Annotated in this window: 20 protein-coding genes and 2 pseudogenes; 19 read left to right on the top strand and 3 right to left on the bottom strand. The window is 71.0% G+C overall.

Features of this window, described 5'->3' with window-relative positions:
* Nucleotides 1-19 precede the first annotated feature (19 nt).
* From ACF07S_RS01565 to ACF07S_RS01645, 17 genes and pseudogenes are all read left to right on the top strand, one after another.
* Entirely contained in the window at nt 20-1,039 is a 1,020-nt protein-coding gene (locus ACF07S_RS01565; RefSeq protein WP_391961509.1) for a GNAT family N-acetyltransferase, read from the top strand.
* Nucleotides 1,036-2,196 (top strand): acyl-CoA dehydrogenase family protein, encoded by a 1,161-nt coding sequence (locus ACF07S_RS01570; RefSeq protein WP_391973170.1) that lies wholly within the window; start codon nt 1,036-1,038, stop codon nt 2,194-2,196. The genes ACF07S_RS01565 and ACF07S_RS01570 overlap by 4 nt, the downstream gene beginning before the upstream one ends.
* Before the next feature lie 22 nt (nt 2,197-2,218).
* Nucleotides 2,219-2,659, top strand: a complete 441-nt coding sequence (locus ACF07S_RS01575) for a type II toxin-antitoxin system RatA family toxin (RefSeq protein WP_391961511.1) — start codon at nt 2,219-2,221, stop codon at nt 2,657-2,659.
* Nucleotides 2,656-3,663, top strand: a complete 1,008-nt coding sequence (locus ACF07S_RS01580; RefSeq protein ID WP_391961512.1) for an NAD-dependent epimerase/dehydratase family protein — start codon at nt 2,656-2,658, stop codon at nt 3,661-3,663. The genes ACF07S_RS01575 and ACF07S_RS01580 overlap by 4 nt, the downstream gene beginning before the upstream one ends.
* On the top strand, nt 3,660-5,111 hold the full coding sequence (locus tag ACF07S_RS01585) for a hypothetical protein (protein ID WP_391973171.1): 1,452 nt from the start codon (nt 3,660-3,662) through the stop codon (nt 5,109-5,111). Before ACF07S_RS01580 ends, ACF07S_RS01585 begins: the two co-directional genes overlap by 4 nt.
* Nucleotides 5,108-6,277: a cysteine desulfurase-like protein gene (locus tag ACF07S_RS01590; RefSeq protein WP_391973172.1), complete on the top strand. Its 1,170-nt coding sequence runs from the start codon at nt 5,108-5,110 to the stop codon at nt 6,275-6,277. The genes ACF07S_RS01585 and ACF07S_RS01590 overlap by 4 nt, the downstream gene beginning before the upstream one ends.
* A gap of 12 nt (nt 6,278-6,289) precedes the next feature.
* Nucleotides 6,290-7,306, top strand: a complete 1,017-nt coding sequence (gene gntD / locus ACF07S_RS01595; RefSeq protein ID WP_391961515.1) for a guanitoxin biosynthesis L-enduracididine beta-hydroxylase GntD — start codon at nt 6,290-6,292, stop codon at nt 7,304-7,306.
* An 18-nt stretch (nt 7,307-7,324) separates the two neighbouring features.
* The gene (locus ACF07S_RS01600; protein WP_391961516.1) at nt 7,325-8,179 is read left to right on the top strand and encodes a sterol desaturase family protein; all 855 of its coding nucleotides are present in this window, start codon (nt 7,325-7,327) and stop codon (nt 8,177-8,179) included.
* Nucleotides 8,176-9,597: an aminobutyraldehyde dehydrogenase gene (locus ACF07S_RS01605; RefSeq protein WP_391973173.1), complete on the top strand. Its 1,422-nt coding sequence runs from the start codon at nt 8,176-8,178 to the stop codon at nt 9,595-9,597. The genes ACF07S_RS01600 and ACF07S_RS01605 overlap by 4 nt, the downstream gene beginning before the upstream one ends.
* A 531-nt stretch (nt 9,598-10,128) precedes the next feature.
* Nucleotides 10,129-10,515, top strand: a pseudogene (locus tag ACF07S_RS01610) (CPCC family cysteine-rich protein).
* Entirely contained in the window at nt 10,512-11,252 is a 741-nt protein-coding gene (locus ACF07S_RS01615; protein ID WP_391973174.1) for a HEAT repeat domain-containing protein, read from the top strand. Before ACF07S_RS01610 ends, ACF07S_RS01615 begins: the two are co-directional and overlap by 4 nt.
* 548 nt (nt 11,253-11,800) lie before the next feature.
* The gene (locus ACF07S_RS01620; RefSeq protein ID WP_391973175.1) at nt 11,801-13,045 is read left to right on the top strand and encodes a helix-turn-helix domain-containing protein; all 1,245 of its coding nucleotides are present in this window, start codon (nt 11,801-11,803) and stop codon (nt 13,043-13,045) included.
* A gap of 322 nt (nt 13,046-13,367) precedes the next feature.
* Nucleotides 13,368-14,159, top strand: a complete 792-nt coding sequence (locus ACF07S_RS01625; RefSeq protein WP_391973176.1) for a toll/interleukin-1 receptor domain-containing protein — start codon at nt 13,368-13,370, stop codon at nt 14,157-14,159.
* The gene (locus ACF07S_RS01630; RefSeq protein WP_391973177.1) at nt 14,156-16,141 is read left to right on the top strand and encodes a hypothetical protein; all 1,986 of its coding nucleotides are present in this window, start codon (nt 14,156-14,158) and stop codon (nt 16,139-16,141) included. Before ACF07S_RS01625 ends, ACF07S_RS01630 begins: the two co-directional genes overlap by 4 nt.
* Entirely contained in the window at nt 16,138-17,454 is a 1,317-nt protein-coding gene (locus tag ACF07S_RS01635; protein ID WP_391973178.1) for a hypothetical protein, read from the top strand. The genes ACF07S_RS01630 and ACF07S_RS01635 overlap by 4 nt, the downstream gene beginning before the upstream one ends.
* Nucleotides 17,455-18,262: 808 nt before the next feature.
* Entirely contained in the window at nt 18,263-18,820 is a 558-nt protein-coding gene (locus ACF07S_RS01640; protein WP_391973179.1) for a DUF6932 family protein, read from the top strand.
* Entirely contained in the window at nt 18,817-19,806 is a 990-nt protein-coding gene (locus ACF07S_RS01645; RefSeq protein WP_391973180.1) for a hypothetical protein, read from the top strand. Before ACF07S_RS01640 ends, ACF07S_RS01645 begins: the two co-directional genes overlap by 4 nt.
* Before the next feature lie 234 nt (nt 19,807-20,040).
* Here the strand turns inward: ACF07S_RS01645 and ACF07S_RS01650 are convergent, their stop codons facing one another.
* Nucleotides 20,041-20,415 carry a hypothetical protein gene (locus ACF07S_RS01650; RefSeq protein WP_391973181.1) on the bottom strand — a complete coding sequence of 125 codons (375 nt, stop codon included), beginning with the start codon at nt 20,413-20,415 and terminating at the stop codon, nt 20,041-20,043.
* Nucleotides 20,416-20,477: 62 nt separating this feature from the next.
* Here ACF07S_RS01650 and ACF07S_RS01655 point away from each other — a divergent pair.
* Nucleotides 20,478-21,284: pseudogene (locus tag ACF07S_RS01655) on the top strand (IS5 family transposase).
* A gap of 9 nt (nt 21,285-21,293) precedes the next feature.
* On the opposite strand, the gene ACF07S_RS01660 reads toward ACF07S_RS01655, so the two are convergent.
* Together ACF07S_RS01660 and ACF07S_RS01665 are read right to left on the bottom strand one after the other, a co-directional pair.
* Entirely contained in the window at nt 21,294-21,830 is a 537-nt protein-coding gene (locus tag ACF07S_RS01660) for an NUDIX domain-containing protein (RefSeq protein WP_391973182.1), read from the bottom strand.
* A 1-nt stretch (nt 21,831) separates the two neighbouring features.
* Nucleotides 21,832-23,187, bottom strand: coding sequence for a tetratricopeptide repeat protein (locus ACF07S_RS01665; protein WP_391973183.1), 1,356 nt, complete (start codon nt 23,185-23,187; stop codon nt 21,832-21,834).
* 223 nt (nt 23,188-23,410) lie between these two features.
* Between ACF07S_RS01665 and ACF07S_RS01670 the strand changes: the two genes are divergently transcribed.
* Nucleotides 23,411-24,160, top strand: coding sequence for a hypothetical protein (locus ACF07S_RS01670; protein WP_391973184.1), 750 nt, complete (start codon nt 23,411-23,413; stop codon nt 24,158-24,160).
* Nucleotides 24,161-24,237 lie beyond the last annotated feature (77 nt).

Raw genomic sequence — 24,237 nt, forward strand, 5'->3', positions numbered from 1 at the left:
CCTGCTCACGGCCGTACGCGTGACCAGTCCCGTCCCCCGTGACCTCTGGCACGCGGCGCTCGCACAGGACCCCGACGCGCTCGCCACCCAGACCCCCGGGTGGCTGGACGCGATGTGCGCGGTGCGGCCCTACCGCGACGTCAGCCGGCTCTACGAGTGGGAGGACGGACGGCGCCTGGTGCTGCCGCTGGTGCGCTCCCGCCTGACCACCGCTGCCCGCGCCCAGGAACTGGGCTGGCCGCTGGACTGGGGCATCGGCGGGCCCGTGGCCCCCGGCGGCCCCGTCACCCGCGAGGAGGCGGCCACCGTCTTCGCCGACCTCGCCCGCCGGCCCGGCGCCGCCGCCTATCTGCGGCCCAGCCCGCTGACGGACGAGGTGTGGCGCGCGGCCGCCCCCGGCCACGTGCGCCGCTACCCGCGCATCACGCAGATCGCCGACCTGTCCGGCGGGTACGCCACGGTCTGGAGCGAGCGCTTCACCTCCAACACCCGCCGCAACGTGCGCAAGGCCGAGCGGGCCGGGATCAGCGTCGAGGTGGGCAACGACCCGCGGCTGGTGAAGGAGTTCGACCGGCTCTACCGGATGTCGGTGGACCGCTGGGCCGGCCAGGAGGGCACGTCCCGGCCGCGCGCCCGCTGGCGGATGTGGCGCAAGGACCCGCGGCGCAAGTTCGCCGCCGTCGCCCGCCACCTCGGCGGCGCCTGCCAGATCTGGCTGGCCCACCACCAGGGCCGGGCCGTCGCCGGGATCGTCACCATGCGCCAGGGCGGGCACGCCAAGTACTGGCGCGGCGCCATGGACAAGGCGCCCGCGGCGGCCACCGGCGCCCCCACCCTGCTCCAGGCCCTGGCCATCGAGGCGGCCTGTGCGCAGGGCTGCCGCTACTACCACATGGGCGACAGCCGTCCCGACACCCCGGTCACCCGCTTCAAGCACCGCATGGGCGGCCGGCTGCACCACACGGAGGGCTGGTGGATCGACCCGCGCCCGGACGCGGCGCCCACCGGACCCGGCCGGCACGAGGAGAGCACAGCGTGACCATCACCGACACCGACCGGCACACCGACCGGCACCTCACCCTGCTCGACGCCGGCTGGCACACGCCGGACGCCTGGCCGGGGCCGGTGCACGACCCCGAGGAGGGCACCCCGGCCGAGCGCATCCGCGCCGTGGCCGCCTCCGGGTTCGCCTCGCTGGCGATCCCGGAGGCGTTCGGCGGCGCGGGCGCCGACCTGGCGCGGACCGCCGCCGCGCAGCGCGCCCTGGCCCGGCGCGATCCGCACGCGGCGATCGCGCTCAACATGCACTCCCTGACCGTCGGCCTGATGACCGACTACTGGGAGCGCCACCGCGACACCACCTCCTGGCTCCTGGAGGGCATCGCGACGCAGAACGCCCTGGTGGCGTCCGCGTTCGCCGAGCCGGGCGGCAACGCCAACTTCCTCAGCAGCGTCTCCACCGCGCGCCGGGAGGGCCGCGGTTACGTGGTGTCCGGCACCAAGTACCCCTGCTCGCTGGCCTCCACCGCGACGCTGGTGTGCCTGAGCGCCCGGGTCACCGGCACCGACGACACCATCATCGCGCTGTGCCCGAGCGCCTCCCCCGGACTGCGGGTGGAGGGCGACTGGCCCTCCCTGGGCATGAACGCCTCCGACACGGCGAAGCTGGTCCTCGACGAGGTCGAGATCGACGACCGGCTGGTGTTCCACCGCGCGCCCGCCGACTCCGTCGACGACACCGTCATCGCCGGCATCGTGTGGTTCGCCGTACTGATCGGCGCCACCTACCACGGTGTGCTGACCTCCCTGCTGGACCTGGCCGTGAAGACGGTCACCACCAGCGGCCGGCACGGCCCGCGCACCGTACGGATCGGACAGGCGGCGCGCGACCTGCTCGCCCTGGGCGGCGCCTGCCGGCAGCTGGCCCGCGACTGGACCGACGGCTCGCTCGGCGGCGAACCGGCCCTGGCCACCGCCATGGCGCTGCGCTCCTCGCTCAGCGACACCCGGGACCGGGTGGTGTCCACGCTGACCCCCGTGATCGGCAGCCGGATGTACACCCGCGGACAGCACGCCGCGGCGCTGCACCTGGACTCGCTCGCCGCCCACCACCACCCGCCGAGCCTGCTGGCCTGCGACGAGGCGGTCGGCGCCTACTGCACCGGCCGGCCCCTCGGCTTCGACCCCTCCAGCTGACGTACCACCGAAGGAGAACACCGTGCCCACCGTTGAAGTCAAGCTGAGCATCGCCGCGCCGGCGGACGAGACCTGGCAGGCCGTCAGCCGCATCGAGGACTACGCCGACTACATGGACAGCGTGAACTCGGTCCGCGTGACCGACTCCTCCGGTACGCGGCGCGTCAGCGAGTGGTCGGTGCTGCTCAAGGGCTCGACGCTGGAATGGGTCGAGGAGGACGAGATCGACGACGCCGACCGCACCATGACGTTCCGGCAGCTCACGGGCGACCTCGACCACTTCGGCGGCTACTGGAGGGTCGACCCGGACGGCGACCGCACTTCGGTGACCACGTTCTTCGTGGAGTTCGAGATCGGTATCCCGCTGCTGGCCGACATGCTCAACCCGGTGGCCGCCAAGGCCCTGCGGGACAACGCCCAGCAGATGCTCACCTCCATCGAGCAGCGGGTCGTGACGCCGTGAGCCCGCGGATCCTGGTCGCCGGCGCGACGGGAGCGGTCGGCGGCGAGCTGATCCGCCACCTGCGCGCCCGCGGCGCCGACGTGACCGGGGTGAGCAGTCGCGGCGCCCCCGGCCAGTACGCCTGGAGGATCGGCTCCGAACCGCCGCCCCGGGAACTGCGCGACACCTCCTGGGACGTCATCGTCAACAGTGCCGCGGACACCCGCTGGAACCTGCCCGCCGACCAGGCCGAGGCCGCCAACGTGGGCCCGACGAACGCCCTGCTCGACCTGGCGGACGAGCACACCCACTTCCTCCAGCTGTCCACCACCTTCGCCGCGGGTCTGCGCGGTGACGGCGCGTCCGCCGACCCCGCCGACTACCGCAACACCTACGAGTGGTCCAAGGCGTGGGCGGAACGGACGGCGTCGGCCCGCCACGCCCGCACCGACGTCGTCCGCTTCCCCATGGTCATGGGCCGCCGCACGGACGGTGCGATCGACCGGTTCAGCGGACTCTTCTGGATCGTCTCCGGCCTGTGCTCCGGGGTGATCCCGGCGGTCGTCGGAGTCAAGGACGCCTACGTGGAGATCGTGGCTGCCGACGACCTCGCCGCGTGGATCACCGACACCGTGTACGCCGGGCCGCCCGAGGAGCCCCGCGCCTCGGTGCTCGGCCGGGGCGCCGACGCCCCCCGGGTCGGCGAGATGTTCGACCTGACGGTGGAGGGCCTGAACTCCTGGCGCGTCCCGCGGGGCGCCTCGGCGCTGTCCACGCCGCCGTTCGTCACCCCCGAGGCGTGGAACCGCTTCCACCTGCCCTTCGCCCGGGAGACCCTCAGCCGCGTCCAGCTGCGCCGGGTGGAGATGTACGCGGCCTACCAGGTCTACCTCGCGATCGAGGAGCCCATCGGGTGCACGCACGTGATGCCCGACCCGGCCGACTCCATCCGGTCCTCGCAGGTGTACTGGGCCGAGCACAACGCGCGGGCCGCGTCCGCCGAGCCGAAGGCGTGGACCGGATGAGCCCCGCCACGGCCCACGGCACCGCGCCGGACACCGCCACCCCCTTCGCCGCCCAGGCCGCGCGGGCGGTCGCGGGCCGGCGCTGCGTCCTGGCCGGCATGTCCCCCGCCCGCCTGGTCCCGCGCGTCACCCAGCTGCTGGAACTGGGCGCGGCCGGCGTGTTCGCCCTGTCGGCCCGCCCGGACTCGGCGCCCGCCGCCGGCCGCCCCGCCTCCGCGCGGCTGGTGTGGTGGGACGCCGGTCTGGCCTCCGGCGACCAGGACACCCTGGCCGCGGAGTTCACCCGGCTGCTGTCCCGGCCCACGCCCGAGCTGGCCGCACGCCTGGACGCCTTCGACCCGGACCGCTCCGCCCTGGTCCTGGACACCCTGGACACGGACGGCGCCGAACTGCTGCACCGCCGCCGCTACGGCCACCGGCGCCCGCGCTGGACGGTCGCGGAGGACAAGGTGCGGGTGCACGAGGTCTGGGAACGGGCCGGTATCGCCGCGGCCCCGGAGACGGTCGTCCCGTGCGAGCCCGGCGCGCTCGCCGAGGCCGTACGCGGGCTCGGTACCGCCGGAGGGACCGTGTGGGCCGCCGACGCCCGCGACGGCATCCACACCGGGGCCCGCGGCACCCGCCACCACCCGCCCGGGGCCGACACCTCCGCGCTCGCCGCCGAGTTCGCCGGGCGCGCCGACCGCGTGCGGGTCATGCCGTTCCTCGACGGGCTGCCGTGCAGCATCCACGGCCTGGTCGTCCCCGGCAGCGACGCCGTACCCGTCTTCCGCCCGCTGGAGCTGCTGACCCTGCGCCGCCCCGACGGCGCCTTCGTCTTCGCCGGCACCTCCACGTACTGGGACTGCCCGGCACCCCGCGGAGCCGAGCTGCGCGCCACCGCCCGCGCCGTCGGCCGCGCCCTGCGCGAGCTCTACGGCTACCGCGGCGCCTTCACCCTGGACGGCGTCCTCACCGCGGACGGCTTCCTGCCCACCGAGGTCAACGCCCGCCTCGGCAGCGGTCTCAACATCGACAGCACCCGGCCCGAGCTGGCCTTCGACCTGCTGTGCCGGGTCCTGCGCGAGGGCGACCCGGTGGACGTGGCCCCCGCCCTGCTGGAGAGCACCGTCCTCGACGCGCTGGACCGGGTCCGGCACAGCGAGGCCAAGATCCGGCTGGACGCCCCGGCCGAGCCCGGCCTGCGGCTCGCCCTGCTCCTCGGCCCCGACGGCACGCTGCGGCCCGCCGGGCGTCACGACCGCCCCGACGCCACCCTGCGCACCGAGCGGTCCGCCGTGGGCGACCGGGTGCGCTTCCAGCCGCGCACCGACGCCTTCCGCGGCCACGCCCTGGGCAGCGCCCTCGCCGGGGCCTGCGCCCTGGGCGTACGCGAACTCGGCCTCCGCATCACGCCACTGACCGCCTGCGTCCCACCCGCCGTCCCCGGATCAGGAGCCACCGCATGACCGTCACCGACCCCGCGACCACCACCGGCCTGCGGCACCGTTTCCCCGGGCTGCGCGGCGACTGGGCCCGGCTGGACGGGCCCGGGGGCACCCAGGCCGTCGACACCGCCGTGGAGGCGATGACCCGCTACCTGACCAACGGCGACAACGCCAACACCGAGGGCATGTTCGCCGCGGCCGACGCGACCGACGAGGTCGTGGCCCGCGGGCGGGCCGCGATGGGCGAGCTGTTCGGCACGGACCCGCGCGGCGTCGTCTTCGGCCCCAACACCACCTCGCTGGTCATCGACCTGGCGCAGACCGTGGCCGCCGGCCTCGGCCCCGGCGACGAGATCGTGTGCACGCGCCTGGACCACGACGCCAACGTGGCCCCCTGGCTGCGGATCGCCGCCCGCACCGGCGCCACGGTCCGCCTCGCCGACGTGGACACCGACACCGGCCGGCTGCCCACCGAGAACGTCACCCGCCTGCTGAGCGACCGCACCCGCTGGGTGGCCGTCACGGGCGCCTCCAACGCCCTGGGCAGCATCCCCGACGTGGCGGCCATCGCCGCCGCCGCGCACGCCGCCGGGGCCAGGGTCCTCGTCGACGCCGTGCACCTGACCCCGCACCGCCCGGTGGACCGCACGGCCCTCGGCGCCGACGTGCTGGTCAGCTCCGCGTACAAGTGGTACGGCCCGCACCTGGGCGTGCTGTGCGCCGACCCCGGTCTGCTCGACGCGCTCGACCCGGACCGGGTGCGGCCCGCCCCCCAGGAGGCCCCCGACCGCTGGCAGACCGGCACCCCGTCCTTCGAGGCGATCGCCGCCGCCACCGAGGCCGCCCGCTTCGTCCTCGACCACGCCCGCGCCGTGGACGAGACGGCCGTGTTCGCCCCGCTCCTCGACGGCCTGCTGGCCATGCCCCACGTACGCGTGCACGGCCCGCACGACCACACCGACCGCACCCCCACGGTGGCCTTCACCGTCGCCGGCCACCGCGCCGACGACGTCGCCCGGCACCTCGCCCGGCAGAGGATCGCCACCTGGAGCGGCATCTTCTACGCCCACGAGGTCATGCACGCCCTGGGCCTGCACGAGGACGGCGCCGTCCGCGCCGGCCTGTCCTGCTACACCAGCACCGAGGACGTCGACCGCCTGCTGCGCGCCGTGGACGCACTCGCCTGAAGGGAAACTCCCATGCTCACCAGGATCGACCTCACCGCCGAGGACCGGGATGCCGTGGCCGCCCTGTGCGCCGAGGCCGCCGGGGAACACCCGGCCGCCGACGACCCCGCCTTCCTGCGCGAGGCCCCGCTGATCGCCCACCGCCTGCCCCGCGCGGTCCGCGCGGCGCTCGCGGGACTGCACGCGGACGACGGCTCGTCGGCCCTGGTCATCGGCGGGCTCGACGTCCCCGACGAGGCCATCGGGCCCACCCCGTCCAGCTGGCGCGAGAGCCGCCCCGTACCGCCGGCCGTGCACCGGCTGGAGAACGCCCTCGTCCTGTACAGCTCCCTGCTGGGCGACGTGTTCGGCTGGGCCACCCAGCAGGACGGCCGTCTCGTCCACGACGTGGTGCCCACCCGTGGCCACGAGGACGAGCAGCTCGGCTCGGGCAGCACCGCCCCGCTGATGTGGCACACCGAGGAGGCGTTCCACCCCTACCGGGCCGACTACGTGGTCCTCATGTGTCTGCGCAACCCCGACGGCGTGGCCACGACCGTCGGCGGCTTCGACCCCTCGGTGCTCACCGAGGAGGAGCGCCGCTGCGCCTTCGAGCCCCGTTTCCGCATCCGCCCGGACAAGTCGCACCTGCAGGCGTACAACGCGGAGAACGCCGACCGCCACCGCGAGGGCTTCGACCGCACCGAGCAGATGAACGAGGAGCCCGACGCGGTGCCGGTCCTCTTCGGTGCCCCGCACGACCCCTTCCTCCAGATCGACCCGGCGTACATGGACACCGCCCCCGGTGACGAGCCCGCCCGGCGCACCCTGGACCGCATCGGCGAGGCCATCGAGGGCGGGCTGACCGACGTGCCGCTGCGCCCCGGTGACGTGGTCTTCATCGACAACTTCCGCCTCGTGCACGGCCGTCAGCCGTTCAAGGCCCGCTACGACGGCACCGACCGCTGGCTCAAGCGCGTCAACGTCACCCGGGACCTGCGCAAGTCCAGCGCGCTGCGGTTCCCCGACGCCGTGCGCGTCGTCGCCTGAGCCCGTGAGAGGTCTTCCGTGAACTGGTCGACACTCGGCCTGACCGTCGGGGTCTTCGCCGTCCTGGTCTGCCTGGAGCTGCTGGCGCACAAGTACCTGCCCTCCGACGAGGACACCGGCTACGACCTGCGCGACACCGCCAGCAGTCTGGGCCTGGCCATGGGCAACCAGGTCGTCAACTTCTTCTGGCAGGGCACCAACGTCGCCATCATCGCCGCCCTCTACACGATCAGCCCGCTGCGCGTGGACGCGAGCGACTGGCGGATGTGGGTCCTGCTGTTCGTCCTGGACGACCTGTGCTACTACGCCTTCCACCGGTCCCACCACCGCGTCCGGGTGCTGTGGGCGGTGCACAGCGTCCACCACTCCAGCGAGCGCTTCAACTTCACCGTGGCGGTGCGCAACTCCTGGGCGCCGATGACCTCCATCCCCTTCTTCGCCGCCGAGCCGCTGCTGGGCTTCCCGCCGTGGATGCTGCTCGTCGTGCAGACCGTGGGCCTCGTCTACCAGCTCGTGCTGCACACCGAGAAGGTGGGCAAGCTGTGGGCCCCCGTCGAGTGGGTCTTCTGCACCCCGTCGCACCACCGTGTGCACCACGCCAGCCACTACCCCTACCTGGACAAGAACTACGGCGGCGTCTTCATCGTCTGGGACCGGATGTTCGGCTCCTTCGAGCCGGAGGAGAGCCGCATCGCCTACGGCATGACCACCAACGTCAAGTCGTACAACCCGCTGCGCATCGCCACCTTCGAGTGGCTGCGCCTGGGCCGTGACCTGCGCCGCGCCCACTCCCCGCGCGAGGCGGGCGGCTATCTCTTCCGCGGCCCCGGGTGGCAGCCGCGGCGCGAGGAACAACCGGAAGGACAGCCATGATCCAGAACGTGATCGCGGGGGCCTCGGTCCCGGCGGCCGACGGCTCCACCCTCGATCTGATCGACCCCTGCACCGGAACCGTCTGCGGTGCGTCCGTCCGGGCCGGGGCCGCCGACGTCGACGCAGCCGTCCGCGCGGCCCGCGCCGCGTTCCCCGGCTGGCGCGACGCCACCCCGGGCGGACGCCAGGCGGCGCTGCTGCGCCTGGCCGACGTCGTGGAGGCCCACGCCGACGCCCTCGTGGACGCCGAGTGCGCGGACACCGGCAAGCCGCGTGCCACCACGCTCCAGGAGGAGCTGGTCCCCACCGTCGACCAGCTCCGCTTCTTCGCGGGTGCCGCCCGCTCGTTGCAGGGCAGTGCGGCCGGGGAGTACACGCCGGACTTCACGTCCATGCTGCGCCGGGAGCCACTCGGTGTGATCGGTCAGGTCACGCCCTGGAACTACCCGCTGATGATGGCGGTGTGGAAGGTGGCACCGGCCCTGGCCGCCGGCAACACGGTGGTCCTCAAGCCCGCCGAGACCACCCCACGCAGCACCGTCCTCCTGGCGGAGCTGGCCGCGGGCGTCCTGCCGCCCGGCGTGCTGAACGTCGTCTGCGGCGACCGCGACACCGGACGCGCCCTGGTCGGCCACCCGGACGTGGACATGGTGGCCGTCACCGGGTCGGTGCGCACGGGGATGGAGGTGGCCGCCACCGCCGCGGCCGGCCTCAAGCGCGTCCACCTGGAACTGGGCGGCAAGGCGCCCGCCCTGGTCTTCCCCGACGCCGGCCTCGCGGCCGCCGCCGAGGGCATCGCCCAGGCCGCGTTCTTCAACGCGGGCCAGGACTGCATCGCCGCGACCCGCGTGCTGGTCCACGAGGACGTGCACGACGACCTGCTCGCCGCCCTGGTGAAGGAGGCCGAGGGCACGCGGGTCGGTCCGCCCTCGGACACCTCCGCCTTCTGCGGCCCGCTCAACAGCGAGACCCAGCTCCAGCGGGTCGGCGGCTTCATCGACCGCCTTCCCGGTCACGCCCGCGTCCTCACCGGGGGCCACCGCGTCGGCGACGAGGGCTGGTTCTACGCGCCGACCGTCGTCGCCGGCGTGCGCCAGGACGACGAGATCGTCCAGCGCGAGGTCTTCGGCCCGGTCCTCACCGTCCAGCCCTTCTCCTCCGAGGAGGAGGCCCTGGCCCTGGCCAACGGCGTCGACTACGCCCTGGCCGCCAGCGTCTGGACCCGGGACCACCCCCGTTCCATGCGCCTGGCCAGGCACCTGGAGGCGGGCTGCGTCTGGATCAACGCCCACATCCCCCTGGCCGCCGAAATGCCCCACGGCGGCACCAAGCACTCCGGCTACGGCAGCGACCTGTCCAGCTACAGCATGGAGGACTACACCCGCCTGAAGCACGTGATGACCAACCTGAACCCCTGACGCCCCCTCCCGGCGGGTGCACGCGGCCCGCGACCCGTCGCCGAGGGGTATGCGCAGGCCTCCTGTGGGGCGTCCCGGGGTCCGGGGACGCCCCACACGCATGCGGACCGACTGCGGACCGACCGGGGGCGCCAAGGCAGGGAAACGCCTGGCGCACCGGCCGGATCCGCACCGGGAATCCACGACACCCGAACCGCCCTGACGGGGAATCAGAGCATCCGGCACCCATCCGGCACGGGAAAACGACGGGGTCCGCCTCCGCGGAGGCGGACCCCCGTCCGAACTGCACGCCTGGCAGTCACCTGACGCACGGCACCGGAACAACTACACGTTGAAGCGGAACGCCTGCGGTCTGATCCTGACCTGCGACAGATCGCTTTCCAGGGCTCTGACCTGGGATTTCCTCGTCGGCATGCGTTGGCTCCCGCCGGCCGTTTACGAGTGTCCTGCGGACTGGCTGCGGACTGGCCGGGGGATCCGAGGCGGCGAAATCCCTGGCACACCGGCGGGGCCTGCAAGGAGACTGCGCAGGTGAGCGACTCCTACCCCTGTCCCTGCTGCGGGCACCGCGTGCTGGACGCGATACCCGGCTCGTACGAGATCTGCCCCGTCTGCTTCCGGGAGGACGACGGGGTCTAGTTCCGCTGGCCGACCATGGCAGGCGGCGCGAACAAGGTCTCCTTGATCGAGGCCCAGCGCAACTACCAGGACTTCGGTGCCTGCGACGAACACGGCCGCCGGTACGTCCGCCCTCCGGCTGAGGATGAGCCGCTCGACCCCGCCTGGCGCCCCATCGACCTGACACGCGACTCCTTCGAGGACTGGGCGGCCGAGGACCGCGCCCCGTGGCCCGACGACCTCTCGGTGCTCTGCTGGTGGCTGCCCACCTTCTGGCGCCGGGACCACTCCGCGTCATGACCTCCCACATCGAGACACTCGTCCAGCAGCTCGACGGCAAGGCCGACGAGTCCCACGACGCCCGCGCGGAACTGATCCGGCTCGGCGCCGACGCCATCCCCACCCTCATCGACGGACTCCCCTCCCTCGACGGTTTCGGCCAGCTGACCGCCATCGAGGTCTTCGAGGAGGTGGGCGATCCCCGTTGCGGCCCCGCTCTCATCGGCCTGCTGGACAGCGACAACCCGACCGTCCGCGAATGGGCGGCCATGGCCCTGGCGAGCCTGGAGATCGACGGCGCCGTCGAAACCCTGCGCCGCGTCTACCGCGTCTACCGCGCCTGCCTGGAACGCGCGACCCCACCGGACTGGGCCGAGTCCGTCGGCATCCGCTGGGCGCTGACCGAACTCGGCGCCCGCACCCCCGTCGTCCCGCCGCTCACCGCGCACCTACGCACCACCGTGGCAGACGACGCCCCGGGCTGGCCCTCGGCCCACTTCACCGAGATCATCAACGACCTGGCCGACCACGCCCAGGTGATCCTCTACTCCAAGTTCTGGCACCTGGACGCCAGCAGCACGTACGGCATCTCCGGTACCGCCCTGGACTGGGAACTCGACTGGACCGCGCCCTGGGAGCACCTGGTCGAAGAGTCCCGCACCTGGTCCCTGCTGGAAGCCTCCGAGGCCCCCGTCGGCGACAACGTCTTCGTCGCCCCCACCTGGATCGACCGTAGCGACCTGTACCCGGAGAGGTGACCGATGCCGTCCCAGCACCCCGAGGAGATCGGCTACGGCTACGTGATCGAGCGCTACGTCACGAGGAAGGACTCGGACAACCCGCGCTATCGAACGCGGCATCCCAGCTCTCCGACCACGCGGCGGCCACGAGCCGCGCCATCAGCAGCTTCGACGCCTGGGCGTCCTGAGACGAACTGTCCAAGGTCATCTCCAGGGGACGCGCAGGTTGCCGCGTAGAACAAGAACGGGGCTCCGGACCGCTTTGCAAGCTGTTCGACCAGTCGTGACTTGCCCACCCGGCACCGCCTGCTCAACATCACGCACCGACCGGGTCGCTTCCCCGCCGCCACCTTCTGCAGCTCGTCAGAAGAGGCAACGGGCAACCCCACCGAACCCCGATTCTTGAGGCACGCCCCATGCCAGACTCGCCCTCGGATGCGAAGCAAAACGCCGCGGTCGCAACAGGTGTTCGTCGTCGGCCTTCGCATCGGCCAGTGAATGTCGAACGAAAGTTCCCTGTGGGAGCGCACAACTCTCACGATCACTGTTCAAGGGGGAGGCTAACGATGAGCACACCTTTACGTTTCGGCCCGGAACTTCGCCGTTTACGGCAGGAATCGGGGCTGACTCTGACCGAGTTCTCCGTAGCGCTCAACTACGACAAGGGGCACCTCAGCAAGGTCGAGCGCGGGGAACGTTCCGCATCCCCCGAACTGGCCCAGCGGTGCGACGCCTTCCTCGGCGCGAACGGCGAGCTGCGGCGCCTGGCCGTCCGCCCCGAGAGCGACTCGGACACCACCGAAACGCCCGCCGCCACGAACCTCTGGCTCGTCGGGCGCCGGGCAGTCCTCTCGGCGGGTACGGGGGCGCTGATCGACCTCGGCCTGAAACTCGGCAGTCAGGCGCCCGCTGCCGTCGACCCCCTCCTCCCCTCCTTCCGCGCACAGTTCGACCAACTGCGAAAGCTCGGCCAGTCCACCGCGCCGAAGGCCCTGCTTCCCCTACTGGAGACGCAGACGCGCACGGTCGCCGGGCTGGCCGCCGGCGCCCCGTCCGCCACTCGTGCCCCCGGGTTCCTGCTCGCGTCGCGGTTCGCGGAGTTCACCGGCTGGATGGCCCAGGAGGCCGGGGACAGCGGCGCGGCTCTCGGCTGGACCGGTGAGGCCGCCGAACTGGCGCACGCCGGGGGCGATCCGTACCTCGGTTCCTACGCGCTCGTGCGACGCGCCCTTGTCACGCTCTACGACGGGGACGCCGCAGGTACCGTCGCCCTGGCCCGGCGGGCCCAGAGCAGCGAACTCCCGCCGCGCATCCGGGGACTCGCGGCCCAGCGGGAGGCGCAGGGACACGCGCTCATCGGCGACAAACACGACTGCCTCCGCAGTCTCGACAGGGCGCGGGAACTGCTCGATAGCGACGACGCCCGCAGCGGCGCCGAGCCCGTGATCGGCACCACCCACGTGAGCGATCCGGCGGCGATGACGACCGGCTGGTGCCTGTACGACCTCGGTCGCCCCAAGGACGCCGCCGAGGTCCTCGACCGGGAGTGCCGCCGCCTCCCAGCGCACGCGCTGCGCACCCGCGCCCGGTACGGCTTCCGCAGGGCTTTGGCCCACGCCGCCTCCGGAGAGGCCGAGCACGCGTGCGCGATCGCCGGGGAGTTCCTGGGGATGATGCCGGCCGTGCCCTCGGCGACGGTGAACAGCGACGTCCGGCGTCTCGCGCGGGAACTCTCCCGGTTCCGGAGCAGCCGGGCCGTACACGATCTGCAACCGGCGCTGGCACGGGTACTCGCCCCCGCGCACGACTGATACCGCTTCCACGACCGATGCCGGCTCCTCGAGCCGTCCGGCTCGCTGGTCTGTCCGGTCGGCCCTCCGGATCCCACGATCCCGACGGGACCCTCTGGTCCCCGCCCGACGTGTCACGCCGTGCCCTGCCTTCCTCGGGCTACCCGCGACCAGTGAAGCGCCGGGCGGCGCACCTCCATCCGTACGCCCTTCCGTGGACGCACCGTGCCGTCACGCGGTCGGGGGCCTCATGCCCCGGGTGGACCAGAGCCCCGGAGCCCTGTCTGCAGCCCTCGCGCCCATACCCATGCGTCTCCGTCCTCCTCTCACGAAGGGAACCTTCATGCCCGACGTCTTCGTCAACTACCGCACAGGTGACGTGGAAAACGCCGCAACCATGATCGCGAGAGAGCTCTCCCGCCGGTTCGGCGACGAGCGGATCTTCTTCGCCAGCAACTCGATCGAGGCTGGGCGCCGTTTCCCGGTGGAACTGATCAGAGCTATGGAGGAGTGCCAGGCACTTCTCGTCGTGATCGGTCCGCGTTGGGCGGAGGTGCAGGGGGCCGACGGCCGCCCCGCCCTCGAAGCCGAACAGGACTGGACCCGTCGTGAGATCCAGACCGCGCTCGACCGCGGGATCCTGGTGATCCCCGTGCTCGTCGGAAAGGCCACGCGGATCGACCCCTCCGTCCTCCCGGAAGACCTGCGGGAACTGGCAGACTGCCAGTACAGGCGGTTCGACCACCGCAACGCCGAGTCGGACCTGACGTCGCTCAGCGACACCCTCGCCCGGCTGCTGCCAGAGCTGGGCGCAGAGGACCGCGACGCCCGTGCGGCGCGGGAGCGGGCGGAGGTGAAGTCTCGCAAGAAGCCGGCCCGGGCCGCCGGGCATACCAGGATGCGGACGCGCGACGTCGAGCAGCGCGTGCGCGGAGGCATCGGAAACCTCAACGGGGACCTGGGCACCTTCGTCAACGAGCCGCAGGGTCCCGTGAACACCGGTCGGGGCCACCAGTACAACGCCCCCCACTTCCAGGGCGACAACACCGGGGTCCAGTTCACGGCGGGCGACAACAGCGGTACGGTCCACCAGCGCTTCGAGCGTGAGCGCCGACGCTCGGACGACGGACGATGACCGGACAGGACCGCGTCACCATCAACGATCCGCGCGCCCCGGTGAACAACGGCGAGGGGCACCAGTACGTCTTCTACAGCGTCGGCGCGGACTGGATGACCCGAAAAGGGGTCGAGGCCCTCCGGATCACCCGCGAGGACCGGATACGCCTGGCCGACCGGTTCGTTCCGCCACGGAACTATCGCGTCGCCGCCAATCGCCTGGAGAAACCCGGATCGGTGGTGCTGCTGGAGGCTCCGCCCGGCAGCGGCCGCCGCGCCGCGGCGATCATGCTGCTGCACGGGGTCGGTGAGGACGGGGGCTCCGACGAGGAGGGGGCCCGGTTCGAGGAGCTTCCCGTCACGGGCAAGGACGAGAATCCACTCGCTCCCGGTGAGGGGGACCGCTTCCTCCTCGACCTCTCCGGGATCGGCGACGAGGAGGCGTACGCCAAGGTCCAGCGCCACCTGGTCGTGCGCCGGTCACAGGTCCAGGATGCGGGGGCCCACATGGTCGTCGTCCTGCCGTCGGGCATGGAGCACGCCCACGCGCCGGGCCTCGAACCGCACACGGTGACGCTAGAGCGCCCCCGGGGCGTCGCCGTCGTCACCCGGTACCTCCGCATGGACCGGATGGCCTTCCGCCCCGCGGACCTGGGGAGCGCCGACCTCCAGCGCCTGTACAACCGCTCTCCCATGCGGGAACTGGCGCGGTTCGCAGGGCTGGTGAGGGCCGCTCGCGACAGCGGCCGGTTCGGCGCCGACTTCGCGGGATGGCTCGACCAGGCGATGCACGCGGTGACCGACCGCGCCGGTGAAGTGGGCCGGCAGGTGGCCTCAGTCCGCACCGCGCCCGAGCGGGCCCTGCTACTCGCGACGGCAATGTTCGAGGAGGCCAGCGCCGACATTGTCTACGAGGCGTGGCACGGCTTGATGAGGACGGTGAGGCACGAGGAGGAGGCTACGACCGAACTCGCGCGGACGGATTTCGGGGAGCGGTTGGCGGGGCTCGGAATCGAGCGGGACCCGGACGGACGGCTCCGCTTCGAGCGGCTGGCCTACGCCGACGCAGTACGGACGTACTTCTGGGCGAACTTCCCCGGAGTACGCGACGATCTCAGGGACTGGATCGGCCACACCGCCGGGCTGCACGGTCTGACCACCGACGACCGGGTGAACGTCATCGTCCGCTTCGGTGGGCGGTCTCTGGCCGTCGGGCGGCCCGACCACCTCTTCGACCTTGCGGTCCGCTGGGCGGACAGCTCGACCGGGGCGTCCTGCGACCCGCGAGCCGTGGCGGCCCTCGAACTCGGGCTCAGTCACGAGAGGTTCGGAGGGTGGTTCCGCAAGCGCATGTACAGGTGCGTGAGTTCCGGCTCCTTGTCGGACGGTCTCGCCCGCGTCCTGACCGTCGCCTGCCTACAGAGCCTCGGCGCAACGCACCCGGATCAGGCGATGGTACGGCTCCACTACCTCGCCGTACGGAAGGGAGAGGCGGCACACGAGGCCCGGGAGGCACTTCTCGGCCTCGCCAGCCGCGACCGCCGGCTCTACCGGCTGCTGATCGACCGTCTGCGGGACCGGACGCGTCGGGAGCCGCGTAAGGCGGAGCCTCACCTCCGGTTGCTCACGGAGCTGTTGAGGAGCGACCGGGCACCGGACCCGCCGCCGTGGCCGGACCTGTTCCTGGGCTGGGAGACGGTGTTCTCCCAGCCGCCGACGGAGCTCTGGAACCTGCTGGTGAGCAGTTGGCTGAGCGCCGTGGCGGGCGACAGTACGCGGGAAATGGCGCTGGGCGTGATGGTCGGGGCAACGCACGGCCGCACGGTCACTCTCCACCGCCTCTACGTCATCACCTGCGGCTGGGCGGGGCTCGCACGCCATCCGTCCCGGGCGGGCGTCGCCGCCCTCTTCTGGCAGCACATCGACCACGCGCAATACGCCCGCACGGAGAATACGGAGCGTGCAGGCGCCGGACCACGGACCACGGAAGAGGCACGATGAGACACCGCTTTACCAGCCTGCTGTTCGTAGCTCTTTGCAGCCTCACACCGGCTGTGCTCGGAAACCTCCTGCACTGGTCGCCATGGCTGTGGGGCTTCATGTTCATGGTCACAACCTCGGGCTCCCTGCTGCTCGTGATGACGGTCCTCAGTGGTGGCCGCGCGTCGGCTGGCCCGTACGAGCCCGGGAAACCCGTGCCGCCCGCGGCGCCGGCGGAGCAGCCGTACCAGGAGACGCGGGTGATCGACGCGGCGCTGCCAAGCGCGGCAGACGGCTACGACTTCCTCTTCTCCGCCACTGTGTGGTGGAGGCCGGTCCCCAACCACGCCGGCCGGTCCGACGGCGCCTCCCCGGCCCTCGCCGTGTCCTCGGTCGTCAGCCGGGCCCTGGAGATCGTCCGCCACGAGGAGCCCGGCCGGGCGAGCTTCGCGCGGTACCTCCTGGAGGGGGAGCTGAGCGCCCCGCTCCCCGACCGGAGCGGACGGGTGAAGGCCCGCGCGGCCGATGTGACGCTGACCCTCGCCCCCGCCGACCGCGAGCGCCTGCGGAAGCTGAACGACCTCCGTAAGGACGAGGAGGTCTGGGAGTACGAGCGTCAGCACGAGCGCAACAAGCGGCGCTACCTCGGTGACGACGTACTCAAGAGCGCGGGCAGCGCGGTGGTGTGGTGGCTCGCCCGCCACGAGAACGAGATCGAGAAGGCGGTCGGCATGATCGGCCCGCTCGCCCAGATCGCGGCGGCGGCCAATGACGAGGAGGTGCCCGAGCTCTTCCGTCACCTGCTCGTACCACACGTGGGCGCGCGGAGCGAGGCGACCGTCGGGGGCCAACTGTGGGACGGACACGGCCAGGGAGGAGGGGTGTTCGACCCTGAGGAGGAAGTAGGGGTCTCGGATCGGCTGCGCCTGTTGCTGGCGGCGGCGGGCCTGAAGTCGGACATGGACGGGTACACGGTGCTTGTGCACCGTGTGGTGCGGAGCCTGGAAGAGGAAGGGCTGGACGAGGCCGCCCAGGAGATCAGGCGGACCTTTCTCCCAGCGCCCGACGAGGGCGACGACGAAGGGCTGGGGGGCAGGTCTTCGAGCGAAGGGGACCACACGGGACCCTGGTCGCCGCGCTTCCCGGACCCCGAGGGCTCGCCGTTCACCAACGCGGCCCCGGACCCGGATGCCGACGCGGGCGAACGGAACCAAGGCCAGCGGGAGAGGAGCGAGAGCGACACGGCACCTCCACACTTCCGCGACACCTCGCACAGCCAGCACCGGCCCGCCGCACCTCGCGCATGGGACGAGGACGACGAGTACGGGAGCTGATCCGATAGGCGGCCGGCTCTCCGGGACTTCCCTTCACCGCACACCTCGGCAGGGAAGCCCTTTCCTGTCCCGAGACCTGGGCAAGCGCGGGGAGGAGAAAAGCGGGACACGAACCATCACTGGAGCCCCGGCATCCCAGCACCCTCCCCGCGCGGGAACTGACCAAGTGCCCGACCTTTCTAGGTCGAGCCCCTCATGACCTGCATGTTTGCCAAGTCATCGATGTGGAATAGAGCACCCGCTGCACGTTGAAGCGAAGGTCCGAGCCTCGACCCTGACCTGCGGCGGAGCCCCACGCGAGCCTCTGACCAGGCTTTTCACCGTTTGACCGCGTTGGCCTCCGACGGGCGTCTACGAACGCCCTGCGGACCGGCGGGCCTTCGCCGACCCGGGAATACACGGCACCAGGACCATCCCGTCGGCGACTGCACCGGTGAGCCGCCGTTTTCCCTGTCGCTCGTTCGGGTGCCGTGGACCTCCCGTCGGTCATGCCCAGGCGCACCTGTTCCTCCTTGGCGGTCCGTCGAGCCGACTCGGCGTCCGACACGTCGACCGCGTCCGGGGTGGCTTCGGTCATGGCGCTGCGACGGGCGTAAGCGTCAGACAGACGGGGCTTCTCCTCCAGCATCTTCACCATGCGTTGTGAAAAGCCATACGGCGGGAAGTGCCGATGCGGTTGACGTGGAGGGCTACCTTCCCGGCTTCCTGCGGGTCGGCGGCTTTGCCACGCGTTCACGTATTCGGTCCACGCATCACCGAGAGATCCATTAGGTTGACTCTGCGTTCACCACCTGACCAAAGGGCCTGCATGTCACCGCTACCCACATTCGATCCCGTCACGGAGTGTCCACCCCCGGGCAGGTTTCCGCTGACCTGGGACGAAGTCGAGTCGGAACTGGTGAAGGCGGCGTACTTCACGAACTCGTCCACGCGCGGCCACCTCTTCGGAGAACTACAGACCCACTACGCAATGGTGGAACTCACAACCGGAGCAGTGGGTCGGCTATGGCTCGCCGGAAGCTTCGTCAGCGGCAAAGTGGATCCCGAGGACGTCGACGTCACCTACCTCATACCTCCAGATGCATACGCCCGGGCGATGGCGGACACCGACACGGTTGACTACCTTGACAATCTGGGTACCAAGGACTGGTGTACGCGCCATGCCATGCGAGTGGACGCCTATGTCCTGTGCCTTCCCGAGACGGAGGACTTCCGCTCCCTGGGGGTGACTGGGGCCATGGCACCCAGCGACCACAAGGTCTTCGAGAGCCTCGGGGTCTATGACGAGGTCTGGCAGCGCTGCCGGAGCGGGCAAAACGGTATCCCCGAGAGGGCCCGGCGAGGATATGTGGAGGTGCTGCTGTGAACAGTCCGCAGAACCTGCCCGACCCCTCGGACAAGGAGGCCCTGAGGGCCTGGATGCAGGCCAACCGTGGCAAAGCAGACGGTCATCATCCGGTGCGGTCAGCAGATGAATTCGCTGCAGCACAGCGGCGCAAGCTACTGAAGACCGTGGGATGTACAACCAGCAGCGCCGAAGCCGGTACGGCTAGGCGATCACTCCGGCTGGCTCTCGAAGGGACGCCCGTCCGGGAACATCGCATGGAGTCGTCCGTACTCGGACAGTGGCTGACCCTCTTCCAGGAGGCCGTCACCACCGTCGCCCATGCCCTCGATGAGAGTCGCCCCACACACGACTACGGTCCGTTGCCGCAAGCCGTCCGAAAAGCAACACGGCTCTACGCTGCAGCGACCTTTCCTTCGTCGTACGGCATGGTCCTGGAGGAAGCGCCGACAGACGAGGACGAGCTACCGCTACCGGAGGTGGCCTCGACGGAGTCGTTGCTGGACCGCGCGATGGGAACTGTCCTTGACATCACTGACCGGGCGGAGGCCGGCCCAGGAGCCATCGACGCGGTGATCGAAACAGCGCTGCCCCTGGGTGGGCGGGTCTTCAACCGCCTTGCCGACCTGACAGAGGTACTCGCTGACTCGGGCACCGATGTCAGCCTGACCTGGAGTTCGCCGTACAACGGTGTGCGTGCCTCCCGCCTCGGCTCAAGAAACGCCCAGCGGTGCCGGGACGCGCTGCGCGCCGCGCAGCCCGAGGAGCACTCGGAACGGTTGGCGGGCAGGCTCGTCGGCGGCAGCGTACTGCGGGGAACGGTGGAGATCGAGACGGCCGACCGGGGCGTAATCACGGCGCGCGTGGATCACGAGGTCACCAGCCTGCTGAGCGCCTACGCGAACCGTCGGATCACCGCTGAGGTCCTCGTGTCAACCGTCCGCTCACCGCACGGACGCGAGCACCACAGCTATGTCGTACTCAATTTGGCCCTGTACACAAGCTGACACCGTGTTCTCCGTGATCAGTTGACTGTTGAGTCGGCCACCTACGCCGGGACGATGGAGGCAGTGCCAGGGATATCCCAGACGTCGTATCCGCCCAACACCTCGGGCACCAGTTGCCGCAGCCTGGCCTGCGCAGCCTCGCTCGCAGTCGGCGAAGGCGAAAAGTGCGGGTCTTTGGGTACGAGGTGGAGCAGCGTGATACTTACTGATCGTTTCAGAATGAGAGCTGGACGATCATTCGTTGTCGAGTCGCTGGAGAACCTGTGTGAAGTCGCCGTCGTCGAGCAGGCCGGCCAGCACCTGCGTCATGTTGTCGATGCCGGGATCCCGGACGATGAGGCCGTCGGAGCACCAGAAGTAGCGGCCGTCCAGGGCCTCGCCGGTATGGGACCACCTGTCCATGATGCGTTCGACCTCGGCGAGCGTGAACACGGTCGCGCTCCAGAGTGAGCCGTCCGCCGTCAGCCGAACCTCGACGTCGACGTTGCAGATGCTGTCCAGAGGCTCGCCCGCATTGGGTACGAACGATGCCTCGAACCGATCTGTGCGGACGCGGTAGAAGGGTCCGTCCCAACCCTGCTCCGCGGTTTCGCTCCTGGTGTTGGCCATCCGGGGAGTATGTCCAGCCAGCCCGAGCTGCTCAACTGGGTTCTCTGGCAAGCTTCAGCATCGTGATCGCGAACCTTGTCCCCGACGAGCTGTGGGACCGGATAGCCCCGCTCTTGCCAGCGCGGCCCGTGCGACGGCCTCGCCACCCTGGGCGGCGCCCGGTGCCGGACCGGGTTGCCCTGGCCGGCATCGTCTACCTCTTGCGCAAGGACGTGGCCTGGCGCGACGTACCGAGTGAAGTGGTGGGCTGCTCCGGGGTGACGGCATGGCGCCGCCTGCGGGACTGGACAGAGGCGGGCGTCTGGCCTCACCTCCATGCGCACTGTTGACCGAACTGCGTCGAGCTAACTTGTTGGACCTGGACGACTGCGCCGTGGACGGCTCGCACATCCGGGCCCTCAAAGGGGGGATCACGTCGGCCCCTCGCCCGTCGACCGCGCCCGCCCCGGCTCAAAGCACCACCTGATCGTCGACCGCCACGGCACCCCGCTGGCCGTCACCTCACCGGCGGCAACCGACATGATGTCACTCAGCTCCTGCCGCTGCTGGACGCGGTCCCACCGATCCGGGGTCTGCGAGGGCGGCCCCGCCGTAAGCCCCAGCGCCTATATGCCGACCGGGGTTACGACTTCGACAAGTACCGCCGCCAGCTGTGGAAACGCGGCATCAAGCCGGTGATCGCCCGACGCGGCATCGCTCACGGCTCCGGACTCGGCAAAGTGCGCTGGGTCGTGGAGCGCGCGTTCGCCTGGCTGCACCAGTTCAAGCGCCTGCGCATCCGCTACGAGTACCGGGCAGACCTTCACCAAGGGCTCCTCGAACTCGCCTGCTCGATCATTTGCCTGCGGCGGCTCTCGCGATCATTCTGAAACGATCAGTTACTCTGCCGGCCAGCCGTCCAGGGAGACCTCCACACCGTGGTTCAGGTAGTGGTGAAGGGCACTGGCCGTGGTGTCCACGAAGGCGTCGGGGATGGCGTTGGCATCGACCCAGCGGACCTGGGAATGCTTGCGGGGTTCGCGGTTTTCGGGTTCGCCGGTCCATTCGTGGGCTGCGAAGACGACGGTGAGGAAGCCGTTGGGGGCCTCCACGCCCCAAGCTCCGTGGATGACGTGGGCGACCTTGAGGGACTCGGGCTTCACCGTAAGGCCGGTCTCCTCGTAGAGCTCGCGGACGGCGGTCTCGGTGATGGGCTCACCCGGTTCGCTCTTGCCGACGGGGAGGTCCCACATGCCCTGGGCGAACTTGGCGTTCTCGCTGCGCTGGAGGAGGACGACACGGTTGGTGGCCTTGTCGTGGACGATGACGGCGGCGACCAGCAGGGTCATGGATTCGAGCGCCGGCTTCAGGCCCTTCGGCTGATCGTCGGTCTGCTGGGTCACGGTGTTCCCTTCGTCGGGCGGGTTGTTGGGCATGTTAGGCGAGGGCCTCGCGGGCGCGGCGGGCGAGATCGGCGGCGCCGGGAACGCGGCGGCGCTGGTAGACCGCGAGGGTGGAGCGGATCGAGGTGATCGCCTTACGGGTGCGGTCGGAGGTCATGCCCTCCATGAGGACCAGGGCCTGGGTCCAGGCGGCGACCGCCTCGTCGGCGCGGGCCTGGGCGGCGAGGCTGTCGCCGAGGTCGGCGTGAGTGAGGGCGTGGACGCGCTTGTATTTGTCGGGGTCCCAGCGGGTGAGCGCGTCGCGGTGCTGCTGTTCGGTGCCGATGTGGTCGGCGAGGTCGGTCAGGGTGCGGGCAGTGTGGCTGGCCACGGTGCCGGCGGCGGGGCCGCTGACGCGGGAGTAGCTGGGCTGGGGGCCGTCGTCTCGTAGGAGGGCGTCCTCGGCGGCGAGCAGGGCGCGTGCGGCCGACGGGTTCTCGTCGGTGGCTGCGTAGGCGCGGGCGTGGGTGATGTGGAGGAGGGCCTCGGTCTGGCCGTCGACGTGGCCGAGGCCGCGTCGTAGGGCGCCTTCGACGAGGTCGACGCAGTGGTGGGGCTGTTTGAGACTCAGGGCCTGGTGGGCGAGGGCGCGCATCATCCAGGCGGCGTGGCCGTGGGGGTCGGCTTCGCAGGCGAGCTTGTAGCCGACCTGGTAGTAGCGCTGGGCGGCGCCTTCCTGGCCGAGGTCGTGGTGCTTCCACCCTGCGAGGTAGGCGAGTTCGGCGACGGCACCGAAGGCGGCCCGGCGTAAGGCTTCGCTGGGGAAGCGTCCGCGCAGCATGGGGGCGGCTGTGTCGGCGAGGTACGCGGTGACGGTGGTCAGGCCGTGTCCGCCACCGAGGCGCTCGTCGGCGGCACTGAAGGCCGTGGTGATTTGCCGTACGACGTCCACGTCCTCCGCCCCGACCATGGACGTACCGGTGCGGGCGCGGAGCATGCGGGCAGTGGCTTCGTGGTCGTATCCGAGCGGCATGGCGACGCCGGCGGTGGTGAAGGCCGCGATGGCGAGGAAGCGGCGGCGCTCGACGTCGGCGCGGCCCAGGTCGGTGGCGGCGAGGACGGGGTCGGATTCCGCCGGCTCTTCGTCACCACCGGTCTGGAGGCCGATCTCGGTCTGGGTGATCGTGCGCCCCGCTCGGCGGGACAGCGCCTCGGCCAGGTACTGACCCACCCTGCCCGAAGGGGTGCGGGTGCCGTTCACCCAATGCGAGATGGCCGACTTGTTGGTCTGAAGGATTTCGCCGTTCTCGGCCGCGATACGCCGCACGTCCCTGGCGAGGGCCTCGTAGGTGCAGTCGACCGCCGCGATGACGTCGCGCAGAGGGGAGTTGGGGTCTCTCTGCGTCGCCACGATCGCCTCCACTCCGGAACTGTAAACCGCGTATACCGCTTCAACTGCCTTCCACCGTACCCACTGAGCGTGAGCACAGGTTCACTTATCAGTAGCCGCCCGGAACGGCGCGACCGTGATCCAGGCTCCCCCTTGGTCCGGGCGGCGCCCCGAAGTTCCTTACGCCCACACCGGGCTCGGGCATTCCTATGCCCGCGTCCGGACGAACAGAGACGGAGACACGGTGACCACCATCGACATCACGGCCATCACGGTCGAGCTGCCCGAGGCGTTCGACCCGCGCTGGAGCCGCCTGCCCGGCATCCAGGTCGACGGCCGGCGCATCACCATCGACCCGGCCGAGTACTTCTTCCGCTTCGAGTCGAACACCTGGCTCGTCGCCGACTGGGAGCTGGTCAAGTCCCAACTTCTCGGTGCAGACGAGACGACCGAAAGCGCGGTCGAGCAGCTCGCGCTCGACTTCATCAAGCACCACGGCGAGGCCACCTCCGACGCCGCCCGCGTCCTGGCCACCGCGTACGAGGTGTACGCCTACCTCTTCCGTGACGAGCACCTGGCCAGCCTCGGCCTGCCGCAGATCACCGCCGACCACCTGCGGATGCTCCGCGAGGCGGCCACACTCATGGCGCTCAACAAGGTCGAGCTAGACGGGCACATTTCCAACGTCGGCCCGTGCTGGTTCTTCCCCGCCGCCACCTCCGTCGTCTTCAATCTGGACGATGAGATGGGCGGCATGCTCGACGAGGTCTACCACGGCGGCTGGTTCAACGAGCACCGCCGGATCGAGTCCATCAAGGCCCACGCCGCGCTCGGTGGCCGGCTCGTGCACGGCTGCCAGTCCGTGCCGGACCAGTCCGGCGGAGTGGTCGCGCCCTACGGTGCCTCGATGGCCAACTTCCGCGACGACCTCGCAGCCTTCAAGGCGGGCTGGCTCGAGCAGGTCTACGCCCACCGCGTGAACCCCGCCGCGTAACCCCACCCGATCAGGCTCCGGGGCGGGCTGGCATCTCTCGCCCGCCCCGGACGCCACCATCTCCCTGGAGCCCCCAC

Origin of the sequence: Streptomyces sp. NPDC016640, from assembly GCF_043076215.1 — a bacterium.
Classification (GTDB): domain Bacteria; phylum Actinomycetota; class Actinomycetes; order Streptomycetales; family Streptomycetaceae; genus Streptomyces.

Excerpts from the sequence above, each read along its gene's own strand:
- ACF07S_RS01640 (WP_391973179.1), top strand. The coding sequence starts at position 18,263 with ATGTCACCGCTACCCACATTCGATCCCGTCACGGAGTGTCCACCCCCG.
- ACF07S_RS01585 (WP_391973171.1), top strand. The coding sequence starts at position 3,660 with ATGAGCCCCGCCACGGCCCACGGCACCGCGCCGGACACCGCCACCCCC.
- ACF07S_RS01605 (WP_391973173.1), top strand. The coding sequence starts at position 8,176 with ATGATCCAGAACGTGATCGCGGGGGCCTCGGTCCCGGCGGCCGACGGC.
- ACF07S_RS01620 (WP_391973175.1), top strand. The coding sequence starts at position 11,801 with ATGAGCACACCTTTACGTTTCGGCCCGGAACTTCGCCGTTTACGGCAG.
- ACF07S_RS01625 (WP_391973176.1), top strand. The coding sequence starts at position 13,368 with ATGCCCGACGTCTTCGTCAACTACCGCACAGGTGACGTGGAAAACGCC.
- ACF07S_RS01635 (WP_391973178.1), top strand. The coding sequence starts at position 16,138 with ATGAGACACCGCTTTACCAGCCTGCTGTTCGTAGCTCTTTGCAGCCTC.
- gntD (WP_391961515.1), top strand. The coding sequence starts at position 6,290 with ATGCTCACCAGGATCGACCTCACCGCCGAGGACCGGGATGCCGTGGCC.
- ACF07S_RS01630 (WP_391973177.1), top strand. The coding sequence starts at position 14,156 with ATGACCGGACAGGACCGCGTCACCATCAACGATCCGCGCGCCCCGGTG.
- ACF07S_RS01650 (WP_391973181.1), bottom strand. The coding sequence starts at position 20,415 with ATGGCCAACACCAGGAGCGAAACCGCGGAGCAGGGTTGGGACGGACCC.
- ACF07S_RS01590 (WP_391973172.1), top strand. The coding sequence starts at position 5,108 with ATGACCGTCACCGACCCCGCGACCACCACCGGCCTGCGGCACCGTTTC.
- ACF07S_RS01660 (WP_391973182.1), bottom strand. The coding sequence starts at position 21,830 with ATGCCCAACAACCCGCCCGACGAAGGGAACACCGTGACCCAGCAGACC.
- ACF07S_RS01615 (WP_391973174.1), top strand. The coding sequence starts at position 10,512 with ATGACCTCCCACATCGAGACACTCGTCCAGCAGCTCGACGGCAAGGCC.